The organism is Paenibacillus sp. RC334, from assembly GCF_030034735.1.
GTDB classification, from domain to species: Bacteria; Bacillota; Bacilli; order Paenibacillales; family Paenibacillaceae; genus Paenibacillus; species Paenibacillus terrae_A.
Genome location: NZ_CP125370.1, coordinates 145,685 through 158,596, shown reverse-complemented (window position 1 = coordinate 158,596; position 12,912 = coordinate 145,685). Strand labels below are relative to the sequence as shown.

Genomic DNA, 12,912 nt, shown 5'->3' with positions numbered 1-12,912 from the left:
CAATCATATTATGAGGTCAGCCAGTTTTTACTGGTTGACCACTTTTGTTTTTGTGGTGTATTAATCGGTAGCCGATCAAATATCAAAAAAATTCTTCAAATTAAGTTTATTAAGAATGCTGGGTAATATTCGCCAATCCCACTCATCTAATGTTCATTAAAAAAGCAGAAAAGAGACCCTAAAGAGTCCCTTTTCTGCTGGATATATTGGCAATATAGGCTGGTCAGCCCTCAATGAAAATCATTGCTCTTGACTGCAAGCACCTGACGGGCTATTAGCATAAAGGCATCAAAGGAATGGCAATGCTTTAATCGTTCTAGCGTTTCTTCCTGACGGATCAGTTCTACGAACAGATCGTAAATCCCCATCGCCTGCTCGTAATCCTCTTTACAGATCGAAAGCAGGAATACAACATGGACCTCATGGTTGGCATCCCATTGAATCGGCTTTTCCAGCAGACACACGCTTACGACCGTCCGGTTAGAGCTAAGCTCCAAAGGATGGGGAATCGCCATACCTCGATCCAGAGCCGTAGATCCCAGCTTCTCTCTCTCCATGACTGCTGGCAGGAACTTGTCAGTCACAACTCCTTTTTGCCTCAAAATACCGCTCATTTCTTCAATCAGAGCATCTTTATTCGGCCGATCGGATCGGGTCATAAACAAGTTCCGGTCAAAATACCGCAGCAGCGAAATTTCCTGCTCCTCATCGCTGGCACGCACCATCCGTGTGATCGTCTCCATATCCCGTTCCGAAGGAATCGGACTAATTACCGCCGATGGTTTATCCTTACGCTGCTGTAAGTGGATCGTGGATACAATTAGGTCCTCGTCCACAGTGAGCATTTCCTCGTATTCCCGAAGTGAAACCACTCGGGATACATCCAGCTCAGCGAACAGCGAACGCAACCTGGATTCCAAAATCCGGGCGGTTCCGTAGCCGGAGCCGCACACCAGCAACACAGTTTTACGACGCCGATGTGGGATATTGTATTTGCGTTCCAAGGCGGCTCCGATATGAAGCGCCAAATAACCGATTTCGTTATCGTTGATGTCATACGGAAATGCTTTTTGCAGTTCTTTTACTGCACCGACCGTGATTTCATAGGCGAGCGGGTAATACTTGCGGATATGCCCAAGCAACGGATTACGCATGTTCATGCCATGCTCCAGCCGGGTCAGCATCGGTTTCAGATGCACAAACAAATCCCGGGACAGCCGTTCATCGTCACGCAAATCATAGGTGAAGCGCTCGTAGACAAATGTCAGCATCTCGCGCACAGCCAGAAAGAGACGGTCAGACTGGAGACGCTCCCACTCGGTTTCGGCCATCTTTTTGCTGACGATATGCAGCAGGACATAATCCAGCTCCCCTAAAGGACAGGTGATGCCAAAAGCCTCTTCCATCTCACTCAGAATGGTAGTAGCCAGTTCAATATCCCGCTGACCGCCTGCCACCTTTTCAAAGCGCTCCAATCCATGCCCTTCCTTCACTCGCAGTACCATAACCGCCAGATGAGTGATCAGATCCTTCAGTGCCAAATCCGCTATCTTGATGCCGTTGGGCCGCAGATGATTCAAAATAATTGCACGGATTCGCGGTAAATCCAGCCCCTGAAACAGCTGTTGCTGTTCCAAAGGCATACCGCTGCGTTGTCCTTCTTCATCGCGTACATCGGCATACTCAGCGAGACAGTAACGGATACTTTTCTCTTCCCCAACCACCTTCACGCCATATCCCGGCTTAGTGCGCAGGGTGAGAGCATAATCATCCAGAATCCGCCGAATGATTTTAAAATCATTATTCATGGTCGCCCGGCTAATATACAGCTCGTCGGCGAGGTCTTCCATCTTCACGTATTCTCCCGTATTCAGCAGCTTGAACAGCTCATACCTTATGCGTTCTTCCGGTGCTCCCGGTAACCGCCCGCTTACCTCCGTTTCTTCCTGACCTTCCTCAGCGAAAAAACGGTATCTTTCGGGATCAACGACCATGATTGTATAGCCGCTGCCCCTCTTGGATTCCAGACGTGCTCCATATTCATTCAGAATACCGCCCAGTTTTTTGAGATCATCGCGGATCGTCCGCTCTGTGACCTCCAGCCGCTCAGACAGTGCTTTGGTGGTCCAAGACCAGCCCTGATCGTTTCCACTGACGAGCTGGTACAGCTTTTTCAAGCGTTTGTAGGGAAAATTCATGTAGCTTCAAGACCTCCTTTCCGATAAACCATGTTTTGTTTCCGTGTTACTTCGATTCAGGTGTAACCAGTACCGTTAACAGCTTGCAATGCCCCAACTCCGGCAATGGTGCGCCTTGGGCATCCGATGAGGCCAACGTTTCTCCCTTAGAGCGCTCATCCAGGGAAGCCAGCTCATAGTGGGCCGATTCACCGAATGCGATGCGTCCGACTGCATTCTTCTCCAAATAAGGATTAAATACACGCACAATATATCCATCATTATGCTCTGCTTTCTTGAATGCACTCAGGATCACATTCGAATCCTCGCTAAAGGATAGCAGGCTGTAGCTTTGCTCGAATATTCTTTCTTCGTCACGGAAGGCAAAAATTAAACGACCATTCAGGAAGTCAGACAACTGGTAGCTGGTCAATGGTGTTAAATATTCCTTGGCCGCTTTAGCTACATCTGCTTCATCAAAACCGGACTCATGCACATGCAGGGCAAAAGTGAATGAAAGCTCGCCAATGAGCTGTGCATCCGGCGTTTCTACGATCTTTTCTCCCGAAGCGCGTCCCGGGCGGTACAACAGATTTTCCTTGCCCATAAACCCGAAAGTACGGAATAACGTCAGCGCTATTGTATCATGTTCTTTGCCAATGACCTCATATTCTCGTACTCCTCCGGTCAGCACCGCTACTCCACGGGAACCATCGTTCAGCGCAGCATAGCTTTGCAGAGCCTCAATTGTGATCGGTTTTTCCGTCCACTGCTCCCGTTCCCACACCTCTACTTCTTCCAGCGTTGTTGGACGGGCAATGACCCCGAACGGTTGATCCGCAATAGAAAGCCTGGAAGCAATCCCGGTGTCAAATAGCACCCGCAAACGGTGACTCAGCACCTGATTGTCCACATCCACCGAGAAGCGTATCAGGCGTTCACCTTTCCGCAGGGAAACCGATGCCTGTAGTGGTAACACGGCAGAAGGCAAAGCAGCGGCGCGTTCATTCAAATCGTACGGAACCTTTAGCTTCATACGGAGGGACAGCTCCTCGGCTACCGGACTTTTAGATGTCACAGTCTCCACATCAGCACCGAGCGAAGAAACCGTGAGGTCACGTTCCGGCGGAGAATAGTTATAGGAATCTCCATCATCCCCATTTTCCTCAAACACCATCTGATCCGCGTACACACGTCCCGAGACTTTATCCGTAATGCTTAATGCCCCGTTCTCCTGTACAGCTACGCTATAAAATTCGTTTTCAATACCGTTTCCGTTACTGCGTTCTGCCGTGGCATCCCCGGTCGAACTGAAATCAAATACAATCTGCGTATATCCCATAGCAGGTACCTCCTGAAGCTCTACCAGCAGCTTCGCACGGAATACACGTTCAGGCAGATACACCTTTTTGCTCGGATTCAGGTAAATATGCTGACCAAGCACATAGTCTGTCTGTTCCACTTTTTCGGTAATCGTATACGGAAGCTGCTGTCCGTTCGTATCCCGAATTACAAAGCTTCCTTCCGGTAAATAAGCATCAATCTCTGTAACGCCCTTACGGGGATAAGGCAATGTGTTAAAGATGGTGAAGGCAAAGGTCTCCTCCTGTTTAATCTTTGAAGCAATCAGGCGCTTATGCAGATCCAGTAGATTTTCTGCGATATCCCGCGCTTGCTTGTAGCGAAAAGCCACATCCCGGTTCGTCGTGTCACTGTTGCAGCCACCGATGCTGTCATGGGCAGCATTTTCAAACATCAGCTTCCAGATATCCTTCACGATGTAATGCGGGTAGTCATGTCCCAGTGCATGACTGATCGACAGTACAGGCTCCAGCGTATTTACAATTAAATTTTCAATATAGTTATTTTGCTGCTTGAGGTCAGCCCGCGTAGAAAAGATCGACTTATGGATACGCATATGCTTCGCTTCCATTAGCTCTCCTTCCAGCACAGGAAGATCGCTGCTGTCCTTTTCAATTTCTTCAAGGAAACGCTCCGGCTCATTCATCACATATTCCCGTTCCGGGTCAAGCTCGTTGAACTTGCGGATCAGCTCCGGCAGGTTCAAGCGGACAGGCGCTTGGTCGAAGCCGTTCGGAAAATAAATATGGCGAGTGGACGCTTTTTCCTCCAGTGCACCGATTTGGCTGTCCAGATATGCTTCAAGTTCTCCGGGTTCCTCCGGAATATTACCGCCATAGTAGTACCCGAACGGTATTTGAACCGCAAACACCTGACTCCCATCCGAGCCCTTCCACAAAAATTCAGTTTTCGGGTTCGTATTGTCTGCTACACCGCGCCAGAACAGAAAATGCCGAATGCCGAACTCCTGATAAATCTGCGGCATCTGCGCCGATTGACCGAAAGCATCTGGCACATAACCAACCTTCATCGCATGACCATATTTCTGCGCCGTCTCCATACCGTAGTACAGATTGCGGACCATGGATTCACCGGAAATGACTAGCTGATCCGTCTGCGTATACCACGGCCCAGTCATCAGGCGCTTGTCCGTCACAAGACGGCGAATGCGTTCCTCATCTTCGGGGCACCATTTGATGTAATCATCCAACAGGGACCCTTGGGCATCCAAAAGATAATATTTAAAACCATCCCTATTTTCTAACGCATCCAGCACTTCTTTCACATGCTTTACCAAGTAAACTTTGGATCTGGAAGTGGTAAAGTACCACTCCCGATCCCAGTGAGTATGTGGAATGACATGCACTTTCGTACGGTTCATATCTCTATCTCCCTCTGTGTTGTCTATCTTCTATTTATATAAGCTGAACTTAAAAGTTTCATATTGTGCCACTGCGCAGTCGGATGATGCTTCCCATCGCCACCGCCCCCGGATTTCTGGAATAAAGCCTATAATCAGAGTAGAAATCCGGGGACAAAAGCGACCGCTTCGCTTGTACAGCACCATTCCGTCTACTTCGTTTTAATGTGCATTTTTTGAATTCAACTTATCTAGTGAAGTTCAGGAATAATTTAGTCAAATACCAGTTCAATGTCTTCTCCATTTTTCTTGACGGATGCTTCCTTCGTATCTGCCTGCTGCTTTTCTTCCTCACGGAAGTTGACGAGCAGGGTACCCGCTACAATGATTAAAGCTCCCGTAATCCCTCCTGCGAGATAAGCAAATGGAGTACCTACAGATATCGCGCCATACAGGCCGCCGATTGGAGGCATGATGACATGTGCGCCCAACAAAGCTGTCAATGCCGCACCTGCCGCACAGGCAATCATGTTCAGTGGAATCAGCTTGGCAGGGTTGCGCAGCGTAAAGGGAATAGCCCCTTCGGTGATTCCGATAACACCCATGATCACCGAGCCTTTTCCAGCTTCCCGATACGTTTTGGAAAAACGATGCTTCAGAATCAGAGTCGCAAGTCCATAGCCCAATGGTGGAATACAGATGGCAATGTTTACGAAAATATTAGGCAAATACACACCTGACAGGAATAACGCATTTCCCGCCATCCAGGCTGCTTTATTGACAGGACCGCCAAGGTCGAACCCGATCATGGCTCCCAAAATCAGGGCAAGCACCAGAGTACTGGTTCCGCTTTCACTCATATGCTTAATCCAGTTAACCAGTCCTTCGTTAATCGCACTGAGCGGTCCCCCCAGGATGACGGACATGAGAATCCCCGTTAAGCCTACGGTAATGAGCGGTAAAATAATCAGTGGAACAGAACCAGCGGCTGGGCCTGTGATTTTCACTTTATTTTTCACCCACAGGGTTAGGTATCCGGCAAAGAACCCGGCAACGAGCGCGCCCAGAAAACCAGCGTTCGTTTCCTGTGCCAGTACGCCACCAATCAGCCCCGCAGCAAGCGCAGGCTTATCAGCAATCGAGTAGGCGATATATCCGGCCAGCACCATGTTCAGCAACCCAATTCCGCGCCAGCCGACATTTTCCATCAAGTATAAAATATGAAGAAATCCGCTTTTATCGGCATAGGGGCCAAAGTCCGTGACCCCCATCGTCAGTCCAATAATCTTACACACCGCAACAATCAGGGAACCTGCAATAATAACTGGCAGGAGGTAGGAAATGCCTGTCATTAGATGCTTTCTAGCTTCACTCAGCCATTTTTTCATCATGTTCTCTCCTATCTTGAATACTACTGTTATCCAAAGGCTAATCGGTTGTTATTCAAGGCAGCTACGCTGCTGCTTTTCTTTTTTACTACATGTTGCTGTTCCCCAGCCTTAGCCTTATTTTTGAGCCGAGATGGCTTCCACCGCTTTGGTGAGAACCGCTTCCGCATTGTTGACCGCATGACCGATTTTGACACGAACGATTCGTTTATCCTCAAAACGCTCCGCATCCTTTACCGTCTGGTCCGAGGCAATCAGTACAAAATCCGCTGCTGCAATCTCTTCCTCCGTAAGCTTGTTCACCTGGCCTAGCGCACCCTGCTGTTCCACTTTAATGTTGTGACCAAGCTGTGCTGCTGCTTTTTCCAGTGCTTTTGCCGCCATTGGGGTATGAGCCAAACCTGCTATACACGATGTAACGCTTACGATTTTCATTATGACACCAACCCTTCTGTATATTGTTCGAGCAGATGATACACATCGTCGCTGCTCTTGGCACCCGCCACCGCCTCTTTGAAGGAATTCTCCAATAGCAAGGTTGCGAGTGAGGAAATAATTTGCAAATGGGATACATCCACGGAGCCTTTTGGCACCAAAATACTGAAAATATACTGGACAGGCTTACCGTCATGAGATGCCCAATCAATACTATCTTGCAATCGGATAATTAGAACTGCTGGTCTAGTGACTGCTTCGCTCTGCGTATGAGGTATGGCAAACTGATCCTGAAGGCCCGTCGAATATACCTTCTCCCTTTCCCACAAATCCTGCACCAGCTGTTCTCTATGGACGGTGACACCCAGCTTCTCAGCCTCTTGGGCAATAAATTCAAATACAGCCGATTTTGTCTCCAGCTTCTTATCCAGATAAATCTGTTCTCTAGTAATCATGGTGGATGTCTCTCCTCCCTTCTATCTATAAGTGAAACGCTTACAAGTTCATTCTAGCCGACTCCCCGCTAATGTTTTACCTATAAAATTTCCCTATCCAAGCGGAAATGCATTAGAGTTAATTTTTGGGAATGGAAAAGAAAAAAAGCGCACTAGGCGCTTTAGCTTGCCGTCAGACTTTGTTCATAAATGTTTTATGATAGGCATTCCGGTACTGCGAAGGGGTCATATTCACTATTTTTTTAAACATACGCATGAAATACTTTTCATCCGTATATCCCGCTTCTTCCGCAACCTGCTTAATGCTCATATCGGTACGGGAAATCAGCTCCTTGGCTTTATTGATACGGATGCTGTGAATGAACTCCAAGGGCCGCATACCTGTATTTTGCTTGAACAAACGGGATATATAATCCTTGTTGTAATTGAATTTTCGGGCTAAATCCGTCACGGTTATCGGTTCTTCCGCATGAATACGGGTCCACTCGATAATTTTGTTAAAGCTCACATTCCCCTGTGGGCTAGCGGGACTGGAGGTCAAGCGGCTGAGAGCCAGCTCAGATATCTCGATCAGCAGCGAGGTGAACAGATAATTTACACTGTGATACGTAAGATAGTGCGAATTGGCTACGTGCAGAATCTGATTGACAATTATATGAATCCGGTCTCCATTGCCTGCGCGTACACATTGCGGTATATAGATATCCCGTACAAAGCCATGGCGCTGCAAATGAGCATCCATAACACGGGTCTCCTGCTTCATTTCTTCATTAGATAATACATTTGGGGTCGTGGGGACATCGAAGTGAAACCAGTAAAATGTAACTCCCGGCAACGATTCCTGATATCCTCCATGTGTACGACCGGGATAAAGCAACACAATATCTCCTTCCCCGATCTCAAAATGCTCCTGTTCCTCTCGTATATATACTTTCTCATGGACGCCAAGGATCAGCTCGAAGTTCTCTATAGAACGACTCATATGCTTCCAGGGCACCTCGGAAATAAACTCACCTGCTGAGATAAGCTGAACGGGTGCATCCACGTTTACTTTCAGATAAGTCATTTTATCGCCTCTTTAGTTCATGTTCGGATTTGTCCACCCATTGTATGGTTAAGCTACTGACATACCGCGATGGCAATGCTAATGTAGTGGAGAAATATACACTTTCATCTTAGCTAAGGAGCGATAATTTTGAAAGCAAAAGCTTTTGACTTGCATAACGTAAGCATTGATTCCGGCCCACTTTTACATGCTATGGAGCTGAATGCGGCCTATCTGTTGAGTTTGGAACCCGACCGTCTATTATCGCGCTTTCGTGAATATGCAGGACTGGAGCCCAAAGCGGCTCACTATGAAGGCTGGGAATCCCGCGGCATCAGCGGGCATACCCTCGGTCACTATCTGTCCGGCTGCTCGCTGATGTTTGCCTCAACGGGTGACGAAAAGCTGCTTGAACGAGTACATTATGTTATCAACGAGCTGGAAATATGCCAAAATAGTCATGGAAACGGATACATTTCCGGTATTCCGCGTGGGAAAGAGCTTTTCGAGGAAGTGAAGGCTGGCGATATACGCTCGCAGGGCTTTGATCTGAACGGAGGCTGGGTGCCGCTATACACCATGCATAAGCTCTTCGCAGGCTTGCGGGATGCCTATCTGCTCGCGCATCATCCCAAGGCTTTGCAGATGGAAATCAAACTCGGCGACTGGCTGGAGGATGTATTCCAGGGTCTGAACGATGATCAGGTGCAGCAGGTGCTTCATTGCGAGTTTGGCGGCATGAACGAGGTGCTGACGGATCTGGCCGAACATTCCGGGGAAGAGCGCTTCTTGAAGCTGGCGGAACGCTTTTATCATGGGGAAGTGCTGAACGATCTTGCAGTAAACCACGATACGCTGGCAGGACGACATGCCAATACGCAAATCCCCAAAATCATTGGCGCTGCACGGCAATATGAAATGACCGGGAAACCGCAGTATGCGGATCTCTCCCGCTTTTTTTGGGATCGGGTTGTTCACAAGCATTCCTACGTGATCGGCGGCAATAGCTATAATGAGCATTTTGGTGAACCGGGGAAGCTGAATGACCGTTTGGGCGAAGGTACCTGCGAAACCTGCAACACCTACAACATGCTGAAATTAACGAGACATATGTTCGAATGGAACGCATATGCAGCGTATGCGGACTACTATGAACGGGCGATGTTCAATCATATTCTGGCTTCACAGCAGCCTGTCGATGGACGTGTATGCTACTTTGTATCGCTGGAAATGGGCGGGCACAAGTCCTTCAATTCTCAATATGAGGATTTTACATGCTGTGTCGGGTCCGGGATGGAAAGCCATTCCATGTACGGCACTGCGATTTATTTTCACACGCCAAAAACGATCTATGTTAATCAATATGTCCCTTCTACTGTGACGTGGGATGAGATGGGCGTACAGCTCAAACAAGAGACTCTCTTTCCGCAAAATGGTCGGGGAACGCTGCGCGTCATCAGCAAGGAATCCAAATTGTTCACGATCAAGCTAAGATGCCCGCATTGGGCGGAGCAAGGTATGATCATTAAAATCAACGGGGAAGAGTATGCCGCAGAGGCTTGTCCTACCAGCTACGTTGTAATCGAACGGGAATGGAACGATGGGGATACGGTCGAGTACGACATTCCTATGACAGTAAGAATCGAGGAAATGCCAGATAATCCGCGCCGGATTGCCTTTATGTACGGTCCGCTTGTGCTGGCTGGGGACCTTGGGCCCGTAGGACAGGAGTCCAACGAGGAACGTCTGCTTGCGTCTGTTCTGATTGGATCGGCCGACTCTTTGACAACGAAACTCATTGCTGATGGGAACGAGTCTAATGTATTTCGTATGGACGATTTAGGCTATGTCAGAGATTTGGAGCTTCGCCCGTTTTATCAGATGTATGATCGTTCTTATACCGTTTATTGGGACCTCTTTTCCAAGGAAGAATGGGCATCAACAGAGGCGGAATACCGCACTGCGTTAGCGTACCAGTTGGAGTTGGAGCGACTTACGGTGGATGTTGTGCAACCTGCTGAAATGCAGCCTGAACGGGATCATGCCTTTATGGGCGAACATGTGAGTCTGGGGTCCATCTATAACCGTAAATATCGTGATACCTGGCCTGGGGGCTGGTTTTCTTTTGTCATGAAGGTTCTTCCGGATGAGCCCGTCCAATTAGCGGTGACTTATCTGAAAGATTCAGATCGCTCTCATCGTGACTTTGATATCATCGCAGATGGGCAGATGTTAGGAGAAGGCAAGCTGAAGTCCGAGGAAATGAATAAATTCGAAACGTTCGCGTATGAGCTGCCTCTGTCTGTGACGAACCAAAAGAATGAAGTTACGATTCAATTCACAGCCCATCCACAAGGCAAGGTTGCGAAAGTTGCCGGATTGCGGATAATCAAAAGTTACCTATAGCGCCACTACGCAGTCGGATAGTGCTTCCCATCGCCCACCGGATTTCTGGAATAAAGCCCTTCATCGGTGGAAATCCGGGGGTGGTGATGCTTCCGAAGCGAGCTTTCCTACAGAAGGCTTTGAAAGCGACCGCTTCGCTTGTACAGCACCATTCCGCCTACTCCGTTTTAATGTTCATTTCGCGAAAGCTGTCTCTAATCTTGCGCAACTCTTGCTGTGATCGACCATATCGGGAAGCGTACGTCCAGGCAAGCACTTGGTGATAATGCGAAGGAGTCTCTATCGTAGTCACGTTATACATAACTGGAGTATCTTCCACTTCTCCTTTTAATGTAAATTCAATAGCAGGATAGCCGTTTACCACGATGTTGGAAACCTTTCCCGATTCAGGGGTTGTAAGCCCTGATTCTATATGGCTCTGAATGATCTGTTTATACTCTTGAAGAGTCATACTGCTGTCGAAATCGCTTTTCGGTTCAGATAATACAATCAAGTATCTTTCTGTAAATTCATTTTTAATGGAGATATCCGCATCCTCATTAATCGTATAATCCCGTGACCAGCTCCACGGAGCCGTAACTTCAAACTGATCGTCCTTACTGACAAAAACGTCGGGCTTGGTTACTTGTGTGATGAGAGAAGAAATAAGGGATACAGCAAAGATGGCCGAAATGATCGTCATCAGGATGATTGCCCCTGCAAAAATCCCGGTTTTCTTTCTTCCCACAGCTCTCAGATCCCGTACCTTTACAACATATGTACCCGCAGCCATATCACCCAGCCGTTGTTTTTTGGGTGTCGCCAGCACACATATACCTGCAGGTAACCCCCAGAAAAGCAGCGGATTCGTATCCACCAGATGTATGGCGGTGCGGATCAACGATTTAACCATGCCCGGCGAGCTTCCTTCCCCATTCACAACTTGGATACGAAGAAGATATTTGCCCAGCGTGTAGCCTGTAAGTCCTTCCAGTAAGAGATAATAGCAGAAGGAGCCGATCAGGAAGATACCCACAACCATAACGATATTGGGACTTTCGGCAGCAGCTAACTTTTTCGCTGCAAAATAAACCAGTCCTCCATATCCAAAAACGATAAGGATGAAGTCAATCATCCAGGCAGCCCATCTTCTGAAAAAAATAGAGGCTCCGTATGTTGCTGATAACACAGCCATCCTGTCCGGCTTGGGTCGAATATAGCTCCCATTGACTACATGCTCACCCGATACTACGGTGGATGGATGTTTCATTAAATCTTGTTCTTCCAAATCATACACCTCTAATGTCAAATTAAATCCTCATTCAGTATAGCATTCCTTTTCATCCAGTGAAGCAAGCCTGACAGCGCACTGGAGCAAACGGAATCCCGCCGATGAACAAACCACACCTCCAATTTCCGATATTTTTCAGGCAGACGATGTGAAGCAATACTTCCCGTTTCCTCCGCCTTCGCAATCGAGGATTGTGGCAGCATAGACACTCCCATACCAGAAGCTACACCACCCAGAATAACTTCCAATGTTCCAAATTCCATAATCTGATAGGCATTAATACCTGTTTCGCTCAAAAAACTTTCCGCTCTTGCCCGATGTGTGCAGCCCACGTCGAAAAACAGCATAGGCTTGGCAAGCAGCTCGCCCATGTTCTTGTTCCCAGGTTCCGAGATAAGCACCAATTCCTCTTCATAGGCCGCAACATGCTCTATATGCGGATCATCGACAGGCCCATAGACGAAGGCTCCATCTAATTCATAATTCAATACCTTTTGTACGAGATCATGCGTGCCGCCTGTCAAAAGGGATAGTTGGACATCCGGGTATTGTGAGTGGTATTCCGCCAATAATGAAGTCAAATGCGTGACCGCCGCTGTCTCAATCGAGCCCAATCGCAAAGGTCCCGTAGGATGGTCCGAATATTGAGTGGACTTTACAGCCTCGTCCAGCAAGGTCAGGATTGTATCCGCATACCCCAACAGATTCTCTCCCGCTGGCGTTAGCGTCATTCCGCGATTAGATCGACGAAAAAGCGGTACGTTCAATTGTGCCTCAAGCTGCTGAATCCGGGAGGTCACATTGGACTGTACATAGTTCAAAACCTGCGCAGCCTTCGTGATACTGCCCTCGCGAGCAACAGCCTGAAATATTTTCAAATCACTGCTTTCCATATATACGTCACCTGCTTGGTATGATCATTTATGATACTCACGTTCGATTTTGTTCATTTTACCGGATGCTTATCGCTCTGTACAATTCAATATACATGCAAATGCATCTCAATTCGAACCA

The 12,912-nt window shown here is 47.9% G+C and carries 9 protein-coding genes; 1 reads left to right on the top strand and 8 read right to left on the bottom strand.

Annotation, left to right across the window (positions count from 1 at the left end; genetic code table 11):
* Nucleotides 1-230 precede the first annotated feature (230 nt).
* From QMK20_RS00770 to QMK20_RS00745, 6 genes are all read right to left on the bottom strand, one after another.
* Nucleotides 231-2,198 (bottom strand): BglG family transcription antiterminator, encoded by a 1,968-nt coding sequence (locus QMK20_RS00770; protein WP_283654173.1) that lies wholly within the window; start codon nucleotides 2,196-2,198, stop codon nucleotides 231-233.
* A 46-nt stretch (nucleotides 2,199-2,244) separates the two neighbouring features.
* Nucleotides 2,245-4,920 (bottom strand): mannosylglycerate hydrolase, encoded by a 2,676-nt coding sequence (gene mngB / locus QMK20_RS00765; RefSeq protein WP_283654172.1) that lies wholly within the window; start codon nucleotides 4,918-4,920, stop codon nucleotides 2,245-2,247.
* 251 nt (nucleotides 4,921-5,171) lie between these two features.
* A complete protein-coding gene (locus QMK20_RS00760) occupies nucleotides 5,172-6,287 on the bottom strand; it encodes a PTS fructose transporter subunit IIC (RefSeq protein WP_192511803.1) in 1,116 nt (371 codons plus the stop codon).
* A gap of 117 nt (nucleotides 6,288-6,404) precedes the next feature.
* Nucleotides 6,405-6,722, bottom strand: coding sequence for a PTS fructose transporter subunit IIB (locus tag QMK20_RS00755; protein ID WP_149095436.1), 318 nt, complete (start codon nucleotides 6,720-6,722; stop codon nucleotides 6,405-6,407).
* Nucleotides 6,722-7,177, bottom strand: coding sequence for a PTS sugar transporter subunit IIA (locus tag QMK20_RS00750; protein ID WP_283654171.1), 456 nt, complete (start codon nucleotides 7,175-7,177; stop codon nucleotides 6,722-6,724). The genes QMK20_RS00755 and QMK20_RS00750 overlap by 1 nt, the downstream gene beginning before the upstream one ends.
* Nucleotides 7,178-7,349: 172 nt before the next feature.
* Nucleotides 7,350-8,243 carry a helix-turn-helix transcriptional regulator gene (locus QMK20_RS00745; RefSeq protein ID WP_283654170.1) on the bottom strand — a complete coding sequence of 298 codons (894 nt, stop codon included), beginning with the start codon at nucleotides 8,241-8,243 and terminating at the stop codon, nucleotides 7,350-7,352.
* 129 nt (nucleotides 8,244-8,372) lie between these two features.
* Here QMK20_RS00745 and QMK20_RS00740 point away from each other — a divergent pair, with 129 nt between their 5' ends.
* The gene (locus tag QMK20_RS00740; RefSeq protein WP_283654169.1) at nucleotides 8,373-10,628 is read left to right on the top strand and encodes a glycoside hydrolase family 127 protein; all 2,256 of its coding nucleotides are present in this window, start codon (nucleotides 8,373-8,375) and stop codon (nucleotides 10,626-10,628) included.
* Between the two features lie 157 nt (nucleotides 10,629-10,785).
* Here the strand turns inward: QMK20_RS00740 and QMK20_RS00735 are convergent, their stop codons facing one another.
* Nucleotides 10,786-11,877, bottom strand: a complete 1,092-nt coding sequence (locus QMK20_RS00735) for an RDD family protein (RefSeq protein WP_404520911.1) — start codon at nucleotides 11,875-11,877, stop codon at nucleotides 10,786-10,788.
* A gap of 35 nt (nucleotides 11,878-11,912) precedes the next feature.
* On the bottom strand, nucleotides 11,913-12,791 hold the full coding sequence (locus QMK20_RS00730; RefSeq protein ID WP_283654168.1) for a LysR family transcriptional regulator: 879 nt from the start codon (nucleotides 12,789-12,791) through the stop codon (nucleotides 11,913-11,915).
* Nucleotides 12,792-12,912 lie beyond the last annotated feature (121 nt).